Here is a 16,043-nt window from a genome sequence, read left to right on the forward strand (position 1 = left end):
CGTAAATGCAACGCATTTGCTTTAACCCGACCGTAGGACCTACGGTCGGGTTAAAGCAAACCGTTAGCTTTTGGTGCGAGTGCTTCGTTGCCACGCCCTCTGATTCAGGAGAAACCTGTGCCCTCCGTGGAACTCACGCCGCCCGAGGCCGCCCGCTGGGCCGCCCGTGCCGGACTTCCGCTGCCCGATGACCGCCACGCCGCGGTCGCCGCCACCGCCAACCACATCCACTCCGTCGTCGCGGTCCTGCGTGAGCTGGACTTCGGGGACACCCCGCCCGCCGGCGCCTACCGCGCCGGAAAGGAGAAGCACGATGCAGCCGTATGAGCTGACCCTCACCGACGCCGCGCAGCAGATCCGGGCCCGCCGGCTGTCCCCCGTCGAGCTGGTGGACTCGGTGCTCGACCGCATCGACCAGGTGGACCCGCACGTCGAGGCGTACGTCGCGGTCACCGCTGAGCAGGCCCGCGACGCGGCGCGGGAGGCCGAGCAGGAAGCGGCCCGCGGCGTGTTCCGTGGGCCGCTGCACGGCGTCCCGGCCGGGCTCAAGGACCTGATCGACGTCGCCGGTTCGCCCACCAGCGCCAGTTCCCGGGTCCGGGCCGGCCACCGCGCCGCCGCCGACAGCACGGTCGCCGCCCGGTTGCGGGCCGCAGGCTCCGTCCTGGTCGGCAAGACCCACACCCACGAGTTCGCCTACGGCCTGACCACCCCGCAGACCGGCAACGCCTGGGACCGCGACCGGGTCGCGGGAGGCTCCAGCGGCGGGTCCGCCGTCGCGGTGGCGGCCGGGGCGGCGACCTTCGCCCTCGGCACCGACACCGGCGGGTCGATCCGGGTTCCCGCCGCGCTGAACGGGGTCGTCGGCTTCAAGCCGACCTACGGGCTGGTGCCGCGCCACGGCGTCACATCGCTGTCCTGGTCGCTGGACCACGTCGGCCCGGTCACCCGCACCGTCGAGGACGCGGCCCTGGTCCTGACCGTCCTGGCCGGGCACGATCCGCGTGACCCCGCCTCGGTGGACACCCCCGCCGTCGACCACCGGCCGGAACGGGAGCCGGACCTGGCGGGCGTGCGCGTCGGGGTGCCGCGCAATTACTACTTCGACCATGTCGACGCGGAGGTGGAGACCGCCGTCCGCCGGGGCATCGCGCAGCTGGAGACGCTCGGCGCCCATCTCGTCGAGATCGACATCCCGATGACCCGGTACATCCAGGCCACCCAGTGGGGGCTGATGGTGCCGGAGGCCACCGCCTACCACGAGGGCACGCTGCGTACGGTCCCCGAGCTGTACCAGGCGGACGTCCGCATCCTCCTGGAGGCCGGTGAGCTGATGGGCGCGGGCGACTATCTGCGTGCCCAGCGCTCCCGGACGCTCATGCAGGAGGAATGGGCCCGCATTCTGGAGAAGGTCGACGTGATCGCCGCCCCGGCGGTCCCGATGACCGCGGTGAAGGCCGGTCAGGAGAGCGTCACCTGGTCCGACGGCTCGACCGAGGCCGTCTCCGACGCCTACGTGCGCCTGTCCTCCCCGGCCAACATCACCGGAGTGCCCGCTCTGTCCGTCCCGGTGGGCCACGACACGGCGGGCATGCCGATCGGCATGCAGCTGCTCGGGCGGCCCTTCGGCGAGCGGCAGCTGCTGCGGGTGGGCCACGCCTACGAGCGGACGCAGTCCGCCCGAGCGCTCGCGCCGACCGCCTGAGAGGCGCCCTGGCGCGGCCGTCGAGCCAGCATGCTCCCCCTAAAAGCAATAACCGTGCTTTAAGGTGAAGTCATGAGTCGTAAGCCGATGGTGCGCCCCGGCGGGCGCAGTGCCCGGGTCCAGGCTTCGGTGCACACCGCTGTCCGCGAAATCCTGTCGGAGCGGGGCCGCGACGCGGTGACCGTCCCGCTGGTCGCCCAGCGCGCCGGAGTCACCCCCTCGACGATCTACCGCCGCTGGGGCGACCTTCAGGAGCTGTTGTCGGACGTCGCGGTGGAGCGCCTGCGGCCCGACACCGCGCCGGAGGACCACGGCGACCTGCTGTCCGACCTGACGGCCTGGGCCGAACAGTTCCTCGACGAGATGTCGTCCCCCTCCGGCCGCGCCTACATCCGTGACGCTCTGCTCGGCGACCCGGACGGCACCAACGCCGGTCAGTGCTCGGCCTACGCGGCCGAACAGGTCGACGTCATACTCGCCCGCGCGATCGGCCGCGAGGAGAACCCTCCCGACGTCGAGACGGCGATGGACCGCGTGGTCGCCCCCATGATGTACCGCATCCTCTTCCGCCCGGCCGGACTCGACGCCGCGTACGCCCGTCGGCTCGTGACCGAGTTCCTCGACGCGGGCGGAGAACATCCCCTCCCATGATCCACATTCCTCGCGGCCCGCCCGTCAGGAGGATCGCCCAGATTCACCGTTGCTCATGCCCGCGGGCTATCGCAGAACTGGTCGGTATACGGCGCCGCGGCGGTCACGACCTTCTCGCCAAGGCTGGTCAGCTGCATGGGGTGTGTGACTCCGCCGGGGATCAGGTCTGCGCCATGTCCACGAAACGTGAATAGTGCCCCTGGAAGGCCACGGTGATCGTCGCCGTCGGACCGTTACGGTGCTTGGCCACGATCAGGTCGGCTTCGCCCGCGCGCGGCGACTCCTTCTCGTAGGCGTCCTCGCGGTGCAGCAGGATGACCATGTCGGCGTCCTGCTCGATCGAGCCGGACTCACGCAGGTCGGAGACCATCGGCTTCTTGTCGGTGCGCTGCTCGGGACCACGGTTCAGCTGGGAGAGCGCGATGACCGGGAGTTCCAGCTCCTTGGCCAGGAGCTTGAGGTTACGGGACATGTCCGAGACCTCCTGCTGACGGCTCTCGGCGCGCTTGGAGCCGCCGGACTGCATCAGCTGGAGGTAGTCGATGATGACCAGCTTGAGTTCATTGCGCTGCTTGAGGCGCCGGCACTTGGCGCGGATCTCCATCATCGACAGGTTCGGGGAGTCGTCGATGTAGAGCGGGGCGGCCGAGACATCCGGCATCCGGCGGGCCAGGCGGGTCCAGTCGTCGTCCGTCATCGTGCCGGACCGCATGTGGTGCAGCGCGACGCGGGCCTCGGCGGACAGCAGCCGCATCGCGATCTCGTTGCGCCCCATTTCGAGCGAGAAGATGACGCTCGGGAGGTTGTTCTTGATCGACGCGGCCCGAGCGAAGTCCAGCGCGAGCGTCGACTTACCCATGGCGGGACGCGCCGCGATGACGATCATCTGACCGGGGTGCAGGCCGTTGGTCAGCGAGTCGAAGTCCGTGAACCCCGTGGGCACACCGGTCATCTCGCCGCTGCGCGACCCGATCGCCTCGATCTCGTCGAGCGCGCCCTCCATGATGTCGCCGAGCGGCAGGTAGTCCTCGCTCGTGCGCTGCTCGGTGACGGCGTAGATCTCGGCCTGGGCACGATTGACGATCTCGTCGACGTCGTCGTCGGCCGCGTAACCCATCTGCGTGATCCGTGTGCCGGCCTCCACCAGGCGGCGCAGGACGGCACGCTCGTGCACGATCTCCGCGTAGTACGCGGCGTTCGCGGCCGTCGGCACGGTCTGGACGAGGGTGTGCAGATACGAGGCCCCGCCGACCTTGTTGATCTCACCGCGTTTGGTGAGCTCGGCGGCGATCGTGATGGGGTCGGCCGGCTCTCCCTTGGCGTAGACGTCGAGAATGGCCTGGTAGACCGTCTCGTGGGCCGGCTTGTAGAAGTCGTGGCCCTTGAGGATCTCTACGACATCGGCGATGGCGTCCTTGGACAGGAGCATGCCACCGAGGACGGACTGCTCGGCGTCCAGGTCCTGCGGCGGCACCCGCTCGAACGACGGCCCGCCGCCGTCCCAGGCGGCGTTGTCCGGACCGCGCTCGTGCTGCTCGTCTCGGCTGCGGCCCCCGTCACCGCGACGACGGGAAGCGGGCAGACGATCACTGGGGCCGCTGTCGGCCCACGGGTCGTCCAAGGGCTCGGAAATGCTCACCGAGCCACCTCCTCCCGTCCGCCGAGACGGACCTCGCCGTGCCCCTCATTTCTACGGCACGGCACTGACAAATAAGACGCCCAACTCCGGTTCTGGCGCGTCGGTTTTGTGATGGTTCACAAGCCGATGGACGGAGCAGGCGCCGGACCACCGTAGGCCCGCGGGCACCGTCAGCCAATCTGGTTATCCACAGGCCATGTGGACGAGCGGCCAGATGCTGTGGAGAACTCGCCGAAACCTGTGCACGACCCGGTGGACAGCCCTGTGAACAAGCCCTCGTCCCCACTTGCGAAACCGCTCTGAGCTGCGCCTTCGTCGTCCACGACCTGTGCAGAAGAAAAACTTGCCCAGTCGGATCAAGATCGCTTCGAACGGTACCCGGAAGCACACACGATGAGACGGACCGTAAGGGCCGCAAAGGCTTTGCATCTCTTACCTGTGGACGATTAGATTGGTGCTCATGACACAGGCCCCCGCGCGCTCCCGGAACGTCCGGCGCCGGCACGACCGCGAGATCGTCGCGCTGGCCGTCCCGGCCTTCGGCGCACTCGTCGCCGAGCCCCTCTTCGTCATGGCCGACAGTGCGATCGTCGGCCATCTCGGCACCGCGCAGCTCGCCGGACTCGGCATCGCCTCGGCCCTGCTCACCACAGCCGTCAGCGTCTTCGTCTTCCTCGCCTACGCCACCACGGCGGCCGTCTCCCGGCGCGTCGGCGCGGGCGACCTGCAATCCGCGATCCGCCAGGGCATGGACGGCATCTGGCTGGCGTTGCTGCTCGGCGCCGCAGTCATAGCCGTCGTCCTGCCCACTGCGCCCTCCCTCGTAGAACTCTTCGGCGCCTCCGACACCGCGGCCCCGTACGCCATCACGTATCTGCGGATCTCCGCCCTCGGCATCCCCGCCATGCTCGTCGTACTGGCCTCGACCGGTGTCCTGCGCGGACTGCAGAACACCCGGCCCCCGCTCTACGTCGCCATCGCAGGCTTCGTCGCCAACGCCGTCCTCAATGTCGTACTCGTCTACGGCGCCGACCTCGGCATCGCGGGCTCCGCCTGGGGCACCGTCATCGCCCAGTGCGGCATGGCCGCGGTGTACCTCTGGGTAGTGGTCCGCGGGGCACGCCGGCACGGTGCCTCGCTGCGCCCGGACCTCGCGGGCATCAGGGCCTCCGCCCAGGCCGGTGCGCCGCTGCTGGTACGCACCCTCTCGCTGCGAGCGATTCTCATGATCGCCACAGCCGTAGCTGCCCGACTCGGTGACGCCGACATCGCGGCCCATCAGATCGTCCTGTCTCTGTGGAGTCTGCTCGCCTTCGCCCTCGATGCCATCGCCATCGCCGGTCAGGCCATCATCGGACGCTATCTGGGAGCCGGTGACACCCAGGGCGCCCGCGACGCCTGCCGCAGAATGGTGGAGTGGGGTGTCGCGGTCGGGGTCGCACTCGGCCTGCTCGTGGTGCTGTCCCGCCCAGCGTTCCTTCCCCTGTTCACCGGAGACCCCGCGGTCAAGGACACCGCGCTGCCCGCTCTGGTGATCGTGGCCCTTTCGCAGCCGATCTGCGGAGTGGTCTATGTCCTGGACGGGGTTCTCATGGGTGCCGGCGACGGCCCTTATCTCGCCTGGGCGATGCTGCTTACCCTGGCGGTCTTCACTCCCGCGGCGCTTCTCGTCCCCACGCTCGGCGGTGGGCTCACCGCCCTGTGGGCGGCCATGACGCTGATGATGGCGATGCGCCTGGTGACGCTGTGGCTTCGTACCCGATCAGGTCGCTGGATCGTCACAGGCGCGACGCGCTGACGGTTTCACGTGAAACACGATGTTTCACGTGAAACGCGACCATGAAGATGGGGCCGCGCCTCCCGACCGGGAGATGCGGCCCCATCTCATCGCTTCAGCGAGAGCAAAGCTCAGGCAGCGACGACCTCGATGCTGACCTTGGCGGCAACCTCGGGGTGCAGACGCACGGACGTCTCGTGGGCGCCCAGGGTCTTGATCGGCGAGCCCAGCTCGATGCGGCGCTTGTCGACCTCGGGACCACCGGCGGCCTTGATCGCCGAAGCGACGTCGGCCGGCGTGACGGAACCGAAGAGACGACCGGCGTCGCCGGAGCGGACTGCCAGGCGGACCTTCACGCCCTCGAGCTGGCCCTTCACCTGGTTGGCCTGCTCGATGGTCTGGATCTCGTGGATCTTGCGAGCACGACGGATCTGCTCGACGTCCTTCTCGCCACCCTTGGTCCAGCGGATGGCGAACTTCCGCGGGATCAGGTAGTTGCGAGCGTAACCGTCCTTGACGTCGACGACGTCGCCCGCGGCACCGAGGCCGGAGACCTCGTGGGTGAGGATGATCTTCATGATTCGGTCACCCTTCCCTTATCGCGCGGTGGAGGTGTAGGGCAGCAGCGCCATCTCACGGCTGTTCTTCACGGCCGTGGCGACGTCACGCTGGTGCTGAGTGCAGTTGCCGGTCACGCGGCGGGCACGGATCTTGCCGCGGTCGGAAATGAACTTCCGCAGCATGTTCGTGTCCTTGTAGTCCACGTACGTGACCTTGTCCTTGCAGAATGCGCAGACCTTCTTCTTCGGCTTGCGCACAGGCGGCTTAGCCATGATGTTTCTCCTGTGTGATCAAGAAGTGTGAGTGGAGCCCGCCTAGAAGGGGGGCTCGTCCGAGTAGCCGCCACCGCCGCCGGAGCCACCGCCCCAGCCGCCGCCCTGCTGGCCGCCGCCACCCTGCTGGCCACCGGCGGGAGCGCCGGTCGCCCAGGGGTCGTCGGCCGGAGCGCCGCCGCCCTGCTGGCCACCGCCGGGGCCGCCGCCCCAGCCGCCGCCACCCTGGCCGCCACCGCCACCGCCGCCGTAACCGCCCTGGCCTCCGCGGCCCTGGCCCGAGGTCTTCGTGACCTTGGCCGTGGCACTGCGCAGGCTGGCGCCGACCTCGTCGACGTCCAGCTCGTAGACCGTGCGCTTGACGCCCTCACGGTCCTCGTAGGACCGCTGCTTCAGCCGGCCCTGCACGATGACGCGCATGCCTCGCTGGAGCGACTCGGCGACGTTCTCCGCCGCCTGACGCCAGACCGAGCAGGTGAGAAAGAGGCTTTCGCCGTCCTTCCACTCGTTCGTCTGACGGTCGAAGGTGCGGGGGGTCGACGCGACACGGAACTTCGCGACGGCCGCACCGGACGGGGTGAAGCGCAGCTCGGGGTCATCGACAAGATTGCCGATGACCGTGATGACGGTCTCGCCTGCCATGGGGGAACCTCTCGGCGGGTTTGCTGCTGGCTGCTTGTGCTGCTACTCGAATCCCGGGATCGGCTGAGCGGAAGGGCTCAGTGCATCTCGGGACGGAGGACCTTGGTCCGGAGGACCGACTCGTTCAGGTTCATCTGGCGGTCGAGCTCCTTGACGACCGCAGGCTCGGCCTGCAGGTCGATGACCGAGTAGATGCCCTCGGGCTTCTTCTTGATCTCGTACGAGAGACGACGACGGCCCCAGGTGTCGACCTTCTCGACCTTTCCGCCGCCGTCACGGACGACAGAGAGGAAGTTCTCGATCAGCGGGGAGACAGAACGCTCCTCGAGATCGGGGTCGAGGATGACCATCACCTCGTAGTGACGCATGTGGAACCCACCTCCTTTGGACTCAGCGGCCACGGTCGTTCCGTGGCAGGAGGGTTGCGATGCGTTGGCACCGGTATCAACGAGTAAACCAGGACCCACTGACAATCGGGCCTCCTCCGAGGAAGCGGCCCGGCCGTGGGTGGCAGCAGACACCAGTGCAGAAGGTACAGAGTACCCGGCCACCCGCTTGCGGTTGAAATCCGGCTGTGAGGGGACACAATCGGTACTCAGCGGATGTGAAGGGCGAAGACGCACTGCCTATGGCAGGAGGTTCCCCATGGCACAGATCATGCGACCCGCCAAGCCCCGGACCGGCTTGCTGGCCACCGACGGCAGACCGCACCCCCTCCAGGACACGCTGCTGGCCGTGACCCTGGTGCTCGGCATCCTCGCCCTCGCCACCGCGAGCTTCCGAGGGCTCCATGTCCTGACCTCCTGGGCCGGGCTGCTCGGTGTCCTGACCGGCGGGTACGGCCAGCTCATCTCCGAGACGACGCGTGAGCGCTTCGGCCTGGTGGTGGGCCTCGGAGCCTCCGCGCTCGGTCTGTTCTTCGGCATCTACCACGGCGGGCTCTTCGGCTGATCACGGCCGTTCCCGGCCGCTCTCCGCCCGCCCGCCGGACACCGCTTCCACCCGCCTTCCACCCGTACGCCGGACGGGGCGCTCACAGGGCGCAGTAGGCTTCGCGCGAGAGCCGGAGCCCCTGTACCCATGGGGACACACCAGCCCGAGGAGCGCCCCGAATGAGCCTGACCCTGAGGACCATCAGTCGCGAGCAGCATCTGGCCCACATCCAGAGCCTGCCGGCGGCGAGTCACATGCAGGTCCCGGCATGGGCAGACGTCAAGGCGGAATGGCGCTCGGAGAACCTCGGCTGGTTCGACGACCGGACCGGTGAGCTGGTGGGCGTGGGCCTCGTCCTGTACCGGCAGCTGCCCAAGATCAAGCGGTACCTCGCCTACCTCCCCGAGGGCCCGGTCATCAACTGGTACGCGCCGAACCTCCAGGACTGGATGGAGCCCATGCTGGCGCACCTCAAGCAGCAGGGCGCCTTCTCGGTGAAGATGGGCCCGCCCGTGATCATCCGGCGCTGGGACGCCACCTCCATCAAGAAGGGCATCCAGGACCCCGACGTCAAGCGCCTGCGCGACATAGAGGCCGACCACATCGAGCCGCGCGCCTTCGAGGTGGCCGACAAGCTGCGTCGCATGGGCTGGCAGCAGGGCGAGGACGGCGGCGCCGGCTTCGGCGACGTCCAGCCCCGCTACGTCTTCCAGGTGCCGCTGGCCAACCGCTCCCTGGAAGAGGTCCACAAGAACTTCAACCAGTTGTGGCGCCGCAACATCAAGAAGGCCGAGAAGGCCGGCGTCGAGGTCGTCCAGGGCGGCTACCACGACCTCGAGGAGTGGCAGCGCCTGTACGAGATCACGGCCGTGCGCGACCACTTCCGGCCGCGCCCGCTGTCGTACTTCCAGCGCATGTGGGCGGCCCTCAACAACGAGGACCCCAACCGCATGCGGCTGTACTTCGCCCGGCACAACGGGGTGAACCTGTCGGCGGCGACCATGCTGGTCGTCGGTGGCCACGTCTGGTACTCCTACGGCGCCTCCGACAACATCGGCCGCGAGGTCCGGCCCTCGAACGCGATGCAGTGGGCCATGCTCCGCGACGCCTACGCCCTGGGCGCCACCGTCTACGACCTGCGCGGCATCTCGGACTCGCTGGACGAGAGCGACCACCTCTTCGGCCTGATCCAGTTCAAGGTCGGCACGGGCGGGCAGGCGGCCGAGTACCTCGGCGAGTGGGACTTCCCACTGAACAAGCTGCTCCACAAGGCGCTCGACATCTACATGTCGCGCCGCTGACCCCACAGCTCATCCTTATCCCGCACCTCTGACAGCCAGAGAAAGGTTCCAGGTCCGGCCATGGCGCTCACCCTCTACGTCGACACCGCGCGCTGGCGGGCGCACCACAAGCACGTGCAGGAGCAGTTCCCCGGGCTGGTCCCGGTCTGCAAGGGCAACGGCTACGGCTTCGGGCACGAGCGGCTGGCGGAGGAGGCCACGCGGCTGGGCTCGGACGTACTGGCCGTCGGCACGACGTACGAGGCCGCCCGGATCAAGGACTTCTTCGGCGGTGACCTGCTGGTCCTGACGCCGTACCGGCGCGGCGAGGAGCCCGTACCGCTGCCCGACCGCGTCGTGCGCTCGGTGTCGTCCATCGACGGCGTGTACGGCCTCGTGGGCGCACGTGTGGTCATCGAGGTGATGTCCTCGATGAAGCGGCACGGCATCAGCGAGCAGGACCTGCCGCAGCTGCACGCCGCCATAGAGAACGTCCGGCTGGAGGGCTTCGCCATCCACCTGCCGCTGGACCGTACCGACGGCTCGGACGCCGTCGAGGAGGTCATCGGCTGGATGGACCGGCTGCGCGCGGCCCGGCTGCCGCTGCACACGATGTTCGTCAGCCACCTCAAGGCGGACGAACTCGCCCGGCTCCAGCAGCAGTTCCCGCAGACCCGCTTCCGCGCCCGGATCGGCACCCGGCTGTGGCTGGGGGACCACGACGCCACCGAGTACCGCGGCGCGGTGCTGGACGTCACCCGTGTCGCCAAGGGCGAGCGCTTCGGCTACCGGCAGCAGAGAGCGGCTTCCGACGGCTTCCTGGTGGTCGTGGCGGGCGGGACGTCGCACGGGGTGGGTCTGGAGGCCCCGAAGGCGCTGCACGGCGTCATGCCGCGCGCCAAGGGCGTCGCCCGGGCCGGCCTCGCCACGGTCAACCGCAATCTCGCGCCGTTCGTCTGGGGCGGCAAGCAGCGCTGGTTCGCGGAGCCGCCGCACATGCAGGTCTCGATCCTGTTCGTGCCCTCCGACGCGCCGGAGCCCAAGGTCGGTGACGAGCTGGTGGCCCATCTGCGGCACACCACCACGCAGTTCGACCGGATCCTCGACCGCTAGCTCGACCACTGGCTCGACTGCTGGCTCGAGCTGGAGAAAGGCCGTACACGGTGCATCCGTGTACGGCCTTTCACGTGTTCGCTCAGAGCGAACCGCCCGTCTGCTGTCTCCCGCCCCATCTCACCCGTGGCCCCTCGAAGTGGGCAGCGGGCTGCTCGGTCTGAGCCGCGGACCCCAGGACGAAGACGTCCTCCGCACCGTCGAGCACCCCACCCGACGGATCGTCGTCGCCCTTCCTCCGGACCGGGTCCCGGTCCGGCATGAGGATGTCCCGCACGACCATGACGCACAGGAACAGCGTTCCCAGCAGGTGCACGCCGATGGCCCAGTGGTAGCCGTCCGTCGGCAGCCCCTTGTGGGCGTCGCCGCTGGTCGTGTACGCGAGGTACATCCAGATACCCAGGAAGTAGACCACCTCGCACGCCTGCCAGATCAGGAAGTCACGCCACTTCGGCCGGGCCAGCGCGGCCAGCGGAACCAGCCACAGCACGTACTGCGGTGAGTAGACCTTGTTGGTGAGGATGAACGCCGCGACGATCAGGAAGGCGAGCTGGGCGAATCGCGGACGCCGGGGGGCGGTCAGTGTGAGCGCCGCGATGGCGCCGCAGCACAGCAGCATCAGCAGTGTGGCGAGCGTGTTGACGGTCTCGGTGCTGGGCGGATTGTCGGTGTTCTGGACCAGGATCAGCCAGAAGGACCCGAAGTCGACGCCGCGTTCCTGGCTGAACGTGTAGAACTTCGACCAGCCGTCGAAGGCGAAGAGCATCACCGGCAGGTTCACCACGAGCCAGGCGACGGCCGCACCCCCCAGAGCCTTTCCGAACTCCCGCCATTTGCCCGCCCGCCAGCACAGTACGAGCAGCGGGCCGAGGATCAGGAAGGGATAGAGCTTGGCGGCCGTGGCCAGGCCCAGCAGAACGCCGAAGGCCAGCGAGCGCCCCCGCGACCACATGAGGATCGCGGCGGACGTCAGGGCGACCGCCAGCAGGTCCCAGTTGACGGTCGCGGTCAGCGCGAAGGCGGGCGCGAGGGCGACCAGCAGACCGTCCCAGGGGCGCCGGGTGTGCGTGCGGGTCACGCAGACGGCGATGACGGCCGCGCACACCATGAGCATCCCGGCGTTGACCATCCAGTACCACTGTTCCTGGTCCTGAATGGTGCCGCTGCCCGGCGTGAGCCAGGACGCGACCTCCATGAACACGCCGGTCAGCACCGGGTACTCGAGGTACTCCATGTCACCGGGGAGCTTGTCGAAGTACGGCACCAGGCCGTCGACGAACCCGCGCCCCTGGTAGAGGTGCGGGATGTCGGAGTAGCACGCGTGCGTGTACTGGGAGCTGGCACCGAAGAACCAGGCACCGTCGTAACAGGGCGCCTTCTGGACCAGGCCGAGGGCGAACATGCCGATCGCCACGAGCGCGATCACCCGCACGGGGGTCCACCAGGACGTCCCGAGCAGGGCCCGGCGGCCGACAGGGCCGCCGATCAGCTCGCTGCCGGCCGCGGCGACCGTGTCCTCCCTGGTCGGCCGCACCGTGTCCGGCTCGTGCACGCTCGCTGGCGTCGATTCTGCACTGGGCATGGGGCACATCCTGCCGTACGCACCTGGGAATACGGCGAGGCCGCCGCACCCTCGTGGATGCGGCGGCCTCTGTTTCACGTGCAACTTGCGGGTGTTTCACGTGAAACACCCATGCCGGATATTCCGGCGGCTAGCCGTTCTGGCCGGCGATGAAGCCGCTGCCTCCATTCTGGTTGCCTCTGCTGTCGTCCTCTTCCCCTGTCCCACTGGGCGACGTCGAAGGGGTCGGACTGCCTTCCGAGCCACCGTTTTCGTTGCCGGCGTTCTCGTTGCCGCTGTTGTCGCCGTCCTCGCAGTTGAACTCGAAGACGCCGCAGGTGTTGCTCGGCGAGGGCGAGGGACTGGTCTCGGTCTGACTGGGCGACGGCGTCGGCGACGGACTCGTCTCCTCCTCCTCCGTCTGGGAGGGAGAGGGTGACGGGCTGGGCGGCGGGGTGTCGTTGATGACCTCGCCGATGGGCTCCGGCTTCGGGAACTTCTCCGCCTTGGTGCCCTTCAGCGCGTCCTCCATGTAGTCCTGCCAGATGACGGACGGGAAGGACGCACCGTGGATCTTCTTCTCGCCACCCGTTCCGTACATCTCCAGGAACGAGCGGTTCTTGATGGTCTCGTCGTCCGGGTAGCGGAACATGCTGATCGCGGTCGACAGCTGCGGGGTGTAGCCGACGAACCAGGCGGACTGGTTGCCGTCCGTGGTACCGGTCTTACCGGCCACCTCTCGGCCGGGCAACTGGGCGTTGGAACCCGTTCCGTCCTCGACGACGGTCTTCAGGACGTCCGTGACGTTGTCCGCGACCTTCGCGGTGAACGCCTGCTTGGTCTCCACCTTGTGCGTGTAGACCGTGCCGTCCTTGTTCGACACCTTGGTGACGGAGAAGGGCTCGCGCTGCTTGCCACTCTCCGCGAAGGTGGCGTACGCGCCCGCCATACGGATGGCGCTCGGGTCCGAGACACCGAGGGAGAAGGACGGGTAGCCGGAGCCCGCCAGGCTGTCCTCCAGGAGTCCCGCGTCGACGGCCGCCTCCTTCACCTTGTCCAGGCCGACATCCATGCCGAGCTGCACGAAGGCGGAGTTCACCGACTCCCGCATGGCCTCACGTAGGTCGATCTTGTAGTCCGGCGCTTCACCGACGTCTTTCTTGCCGTCGTTCTCCTGGCGCCACTGCTCGCCCTTCTCGTTCTCCCAGACCGAGCCGTCGTAGTTGTTGATCTTGAGGTTGTTCTTGCCGCTGTAGAGGCTCTTCGGGGAGACGACGGTGCGTTCGTCCTGCGCCTGCGTCTCACCGAGTTCGGGATCGCGCACACCCCACTTCATCGCGGCCGCGAGCACGTACGGCTTGAACGTCGAACCGACCTGGGCGCCGGTGACGTCGGCGTTGTTGGTGAAGTGCTTGGTGGCGTCCTCACCGCCGTAGATGGCCTCGATGGCACCGGTCTCGGGGTTCACGGAAGCGCCACCGAACTGGACGTGTGTGTCCGTCCCGGGCCGCTTCTTCGGGTCGATGTTCTGCTCGTAGACCTTCTTGACGGCCTTTTCGAGCTCCGCGACCTTCTTCTTGTCGAAGGTCGTGTAGATCGAGTAGCCGCCCTTCTCCAGCTTCTGCTCCGTAGCGACGCCGCTCCGGACCACGGAAGCCTTGGCAAGCCTGACGAGGTAACCGATCTGGCCGCCCAGCTGCGAGTTCGCCTGCGGATTCTCCACCTTGGGGAGTTCCGTGAACCTCGCCCGGTCCTCCTGGCTCAGATGCCCGTACTCCACCATCTTGTCGAGCGTGTCCTGCATCTGGGCCTTGGCACGCTTGCTGTTGGCCTTCTGCGTGGCGGCCGGGTCGATCGAGGTCGCGCCCGCCGGGTCGTAGTACGTGGCGCCCTTGAGCACCGCGGACAGGAAGGCGCACTGGCCCGCGTTGAGGTCGACGGCGTCCACGTTGAAGTACGCGCGTGCGGCCGCCTGGATGCCATAGGCGCCACGGCCGTAGTACGCGGAGTTCAGGTAGCCCTCGAGGATCTCGTCCTTGGGTACCTCGGTACCGACCTTGATCGAGACGAAAATCTCCTTGACCTTGCGGGAGATCGTCTGCGACTGGTCGTTCAGCATCGCGTTCTTCACGTACTGCTGGGTGATGGTGGAACCACCCTGCGTGTCACCGCCCTTGGCCATGTTGAACACGGCGCGGGCGATGCCCTTGGGGTCGATGCCGCTGTCGGAGTAGAACGTCTTGTTCTCCTGGGAGATGATCGCGTTGCGCATTTCCACGGGGATCTGGGAGAGGTTGACGCTCTGGCGGTTCCGGTCACCGCCCGTGGCGACCATCTGGGTGCCGTCGGACCAGTAGTAGACGTTGTTCTGAGCTTTCGCGATCTTGGCGACGTCAGGGATGCCCACCATGGCGTACGCGATGCCTGCGGCGGCCACCAGACTGCCGAAGAAGCCGATGCACAGCCCGGAGACAAGCTTCCAGGAGGGCATCCAGCGTCGCCACCCATCCCGGTCTCCGCGCGGATAGTCGATCATCCGCTTCTTGCCGGACGGGGCCGCGCGCCCTCTGCCGACGACGACCGGCCCAGCAGGAGCGGCTCGCCGGCCGCCGCGGCCCGGCTCGGCCGCTCTACGGCGACCGCCTCCGCCCCGCTGTGCCGCGCGCCGGGCTTCGGCACGGCTGCCGTACGGACGCTCCTCGCCCTCCGGGCCGTACGAGCCGGACGGAGACCCTGTGGCGCCTCGCGGTGCCGCACGGCGACCGGAGGACGAGCCGGACTGGCCGCGTCGGGCCGCGGCACGTCCGCCTCCCTGCGGCTGCGGCGGTTTGCGACGGTGCTCGCTCATCGAACGACTACTCCTCGGGCAGGCGCACCTTTGCGCGCCTGGTAAAGGCGGCTGGTTTCCGGTCCCCCCGAAGTACGGATGCGATCCCTCCCGCATTCACCCGTACTGCACCAGGGACAGGGACGCCCCCACGCGTCACTCGGTTCCCTGTGGTCTGCATGGCGCACAGACTACGCACCGCCAAAACCCCCGAGCCCCGAAGTTCACCTCAAATCAGGCAACTTGCACTCGATGAATCCCTGATGTGATCCCGTTCACGAGTTCCCCTCTTGTCGCACGCGGAAGCTCGTTCTATCGTGCTGATGTATCGAGTCGATACATCAGCGCGGCATAAGGACGAGAGGAGGCGACGATGAGCCGACGTTCCGGCATCCTCGAGTTCGCCGTACTCGGCCTGCTCCGCGAATCCCCCATGCACGGCTATGAGCTGCGCAAACGACTCAACACGTCACTGGGTGTGTTCCGGGCGTTCAGCTACGGGACGCTCTACCCCTGCCTCAAGACGCTGGTCGCCAACGGCTGGTTGATCGAGGAGCCGGGCAACGTCGACGAGGCCGCCGCGTCCCTCACGGGGCGCCGCGCCAAGATCGTCTACCGGTTGACGGCCGACGGTAAGGAACACTTCGAGCAGCTCCTCTCCCAGACGGGCCCGGACGCCTACGAGGACGAGACCTTCGCGGCTCGCTTCGCGTTCTTCGGGCAGACGTCGCGTGACGTACGCATGCGCGTGCTCGAGGGCCGGCGCAGCCGGCTGGAGGAGCGCCTGGAGAAGATGCGGGCCTCCCTGGCCCGCACCCGGGAACGGCTCGACGACTACACGCTTGAGCTCCAGCGCCACGGAATGGAGTCCGTGGAGCGCGAGGTGCGCTGGCTGAACGAGCTCATCGAGAGCGAGCGGGCGGGGCGGGACCTGCGGGGTTCCGCTTCGGAGGGGACCGCTCAACAGGACAGGACATCTGGAGCGACGGGCGGCCTGCCCCGGCCCGGGGACGACCCCCGGCCGGATACGCCCGGCGACACCGCCACGTGAGCGCCCAGTCAGGGCCTCACTCGTACACACA

At 68.1% G+C, this 16,043-nt stretch carries 15 protein-coding genes; 8 read left to right on the forward strand and 7 right to left on the reverse strand.

The window, feature by feature from the left end:
• Positions 1–117 precede the first annotated feature (117 nt).
• From ACFW48_RS14215 to ACFW48_RS14225, 3 genes are all read left to right on the forward strand, one after another.
• Positions 118–327 (forward strand): hypothetical protein, encoded by a 210-nt coding sequence (locus ACFW48_RS14215; protein ID WP_260220923.1) that lies wholly within the window; start codon positions 118–120, stop codon positions 325–327.
• Complete coding sequence (locus tag ACFW48_RS14220; protein WP_386314175.1) at positions 314–1,705, forward strand: amidase; 1,392 nt, start codon at positions 314–316, stop codon at positions 1,703–1,705. The genes ACFW48_RS14215 and ACFW48_RS14220 overlap by 14 nt, the downstream gene beginning before the upstream one ends.
• A gap of 72 nt (positions 1,706–1,777) precedes the next feature.
• Positions 1,778–2,356 carry a TetR/AcrR family transcriptional regulator gene (locus ACFW48_RS14225; RefSeq protein ID WP_386314177.1) on the forward strand — a complete coding sequence of 193 codons (579 nt, stop codon included), beginning with the start codon at positions 1,778–1,780 and terminating at the stop codon, positions 2,354–2,356.
• Between the two features lie 160 nt (positions 2,357–2,516).
• Here ACFW48_RS14225 and dnaB read toward each other — a convergent pair whose 3' ends face one another.
• Positions 2,517–3,995: a replicative DNA helicase gene (dnaB, locus tag ACFW48_RS14230; protein ID WP_121747976.1), complete on the reverse strand. Its 1,479-nt coding sequence runs from the start codon at positions 3,993–3,995 to the stop codon at positions 2,517–2,519.
• A gap of 460 nt (positions 3,996–4,455) precedes the next feature.
• Here dnaB and ACFW48_RS14235 point away from each other — a divergent pair, with 460 nt between their 5' ends.
• Positions 4,456–5,793, forward strand: a complete 1,338-nt coding sequence (locus ACFW48_RS14235) for an MATE family efflux transporter (protein ID WP_386314180.1) — start codon at positions 4,456–4,458, stop codon at positions 5,791–5,793.
• A 110-nt stretch (positions 5,794–5,903) separates the two neighbouring features.
• Here the strand turns inward: ACFW48_RS14235 and rplI are convergent, their stop codons facing one another.
• The 4 genes from rplI to rpsF all read right to left on the reverse strand — a co-directional run bounded on the left by rplI (position 5,904) and on the right by rpsF (position 7,615).
• Positions 5,904–6,350: a 50S ribosomal protein L9 gene (gene rplI / locus ACFW48_RS14240; RefSeq protein WP_121747978.1), complete on the reverse strand. Its 447-nt coding sequence runs from the start codon at positions 6,348–6,350 to the stop codon at positions 5,904–5,906.
• A gap of 18 nt (positions 6,351–6,368) precedes the next feature.
• Positions 6,369–6,605, reverse strand: coding sequence for a 30S ribosomal protein S18 (gene rpsR / locus ACFW48_RS14245; protein ID WP_003949403.1), 237 nt, complete (start codon positions 6,603–6,605; stop codon positions 6,369–6,371).
• A gap of 42 nt (positions 6,606–6,647) precedes the next feature.
• Positions 6,648–7,247: a single-stranded DNA-binding protein gene (locus ACFW48_RS14250; RefSeq protein ID WP_375906419.1), complete on the reverse strand. Its 600-nt coding sequence runs from the start codon at positions 7,245–7,247 to the stop codon at positions 6,648–6,650.
• 77 nt (positions 7,248–7,324) lie between these two features.
• Positions 7,325–7,615: a 30S ribosomal protein S6 gene (gene rpsF / locus ACFW48_RS14255; RefSeq protein WP_003975025.1), complete on the reverse strand. Its 291-nt coding sequence runs from the start codon at positions 7,613–7,615 to the stop codon at positions 7,325–7,327.
• A 277-nt stretch (positions 7,616–7,892) separates the two neighbouring features.
• Between rpsF and ACFW48_RS14260 the strand changes: the two genes are divergently transcribed.
• From ACFW48_RS14260 to ACFW48_RS14270, 3 genes are all read left to right on the forward strand, one after another.
• The gene (locus tag ACFW48_RS14260; protein ID WP_386314182.1) at positions 7,893–8,198 is read left to right on the forward strand and encodes a hypothetical protein; all 306 of its coding nucleotides are present in this window, start codon (positions 7,893–7,895) and stop codon (positions 8,196–8,198) included.
• A 161-nt stretch (positions 8,199–8,359) separates the two neighbouring features.
• A complete protein-coding gene (gene femX / locus ACFW48_RS14265; RefSeq protein ID WP_386314184.1) occupies positions 8,360–9,481 on the forward strand; it encodes a peptidoglycan bridge formation glycyltransferase FemX in 1,122 nt (373 codons plus the stop codon).
• A 60-nt stretch (positions 9,482–9,541) separates the two neighbouring features.
• Positions 9,542–10,573: an alanine racemase gene (locus ACFW48_RS14270; RefSeq protein WP_386314186.1), complete on the forward strand. Its 1,032-nt coding sequence runs from the start codon at positions 9,542–9,544 to the stop codon at positions 10,571–10,573.
• Positions 10,574–10,655: 82 nt separating this feature from the next.
• Here the strand turns inward: ACFW48_RS14270 and ACFW48_RS14275 are convergent, their stop codons facing one another.
• Both ACFW48_RS14275 and ACFW48_RS14280 read right to left on the reverse strand, forming a co-directional pair.
• Positions 10,656–12,164: a glycosyltransferase family 87 protein gene (locus tag ACFW48_RS14275; RefSeq protein ID WP_386314189.1), complete on the reverse strand. Its 1,509-nt coding sequence runs from the start codon at positions 12,162–12,164 to the stop codon at positions 10,656–10,658.
• Positions 12,165–12,285: 121 nt separating this feature from the next.
• Complete coding sequence (locus ACFW48_RS14280) at positions 12,286–14,670, reverse strand: transglycosylase domain-containing protein (protein WP_386314191.1); 2,385 nt, start codon at positions 14,668–14,670, stop codon at positions 12,286–12,288.
• A 664-nt stretch (positions 14,671–15,334) separates the two neighbouring features.
• Here ACFW48_RS14280 and ACFW48_RS14285 point away from each other — a divergent pair.
• On the forward strand, positions 15,335–16,012 hold the full coding sequence (locus ACFW48_RS14285; protein ID WP_386314194.1) for a PadR family transcriptional regulator: 678 nt from the start codon (positions 15,335–15,337) through the stop codon (positions 16,010–16,012).
• Positions 16,013–16,043: the final 31 nt, after the last annotated feature.

The organism is Streptomyces sp. NPDC058812, from assembly GCF_042744565.1.
GTDB lineage: Bacteria > Actinomycetota > Actinomycetes > Streptomycetales > Streptomycetaceae > Streptomyces > Streptomyces thinghirensis.

Excerpts from the sequence above, each read along its gene's own strand:
- ACFW48_RS14220 (WP_386314175.1), top strand. The coding sequence starts at position 314 with ATGCAGCCGTATGAGCTGACCCTCACCGACGCCGCGCAGCAGATCCGG.
- ACFW48_RS14225 (WP_386314177.1), top strand. The coding sequence starts at position 1,778 with ATGAGTCGTAAGCCGATGGTGCGCCCCGGCGGGCGCAGTGCCCGGGTC.
- ACFW48_RS14235 (WP_386314180.1), top strand. The coding sequence starts at position 4,456 with ATGACACAGGCCCCCGCGCGCTCCCGGAACGTCCGGCGCCGGCACGAC.
- rplI (WP_121747978.1), bottom strand. The coding sequence starts at position 6,350 with ATGAAGATCATCCTCACCCACGAGGTCTCCGGCCTCGGTGCCGCGGGC.
- rpsR (WP_003949403.1), bottom strand. The coding sequence starts at position 6,605 with ATGGCTAAGCCGCCTGTGCGCAAGCCGAAGAAGAAGGTCTGCGCATTC.
- ACFW48_RS14250 (WP_375906419.1), bottom strand. The coding sequence starts at position 7,247 with ATGGCAGGCGAGACCGTCATCACGGTCATCGGCAATCTTGTCGATGAC.
- rpsF (WP_003975025.1), bottom strand. The coding sequence starts at position 7,615 with ATGCGTCACTACGAGGTGATGGTCATCCTCGACCCCGATCTCGAGGAG.
- ACFW48_RS14260 (WP_386314182.1), top strand. The coding sequence starts at position 7,893 with ATGGCACAGATCATGCGACCCGCCAAGCCCCGGACCGGCTTGCTGGCC.
- femX (WP_386314184.1), top strand. The coding sequence starts at position 8,360 with ATGAGCCTGACCCTGAGGACCATCAGTCGCGAGCAGCATCTGGCCCAC.
- ACFW48_RS14270 (WP_386314186.1), top strand. The coding sequence starts at position 9,542 with ATGGCGCTCACCCTCTACGTCGACACCGCGCGCTGGCGGGCGCACCAC.
- ACFW48_RS14275 (WP_386314189.1), bottom strand. The coding sequence starts at position 12,164 with ATGTGCCCCATGCCCAGTGCAGAATCGACGCCAGCGAGCGTGCACGAG.
- ACFW48_RS14280 (WP_386314191.1), bottom strand. The coding sequence starts at position 14,670 with ATGATCGACTATCCGCGCGGAGACCGGGATGGGTGGCGACGCTGGATG.
- ACFW48_RS14285 (WP_386314194.1), top strand. The coding sequence starts at position 15,335 with ATGAGCCGACGTTCCGGCATCCTCGAGTTCGCCGTACTCGGCCTGCTC.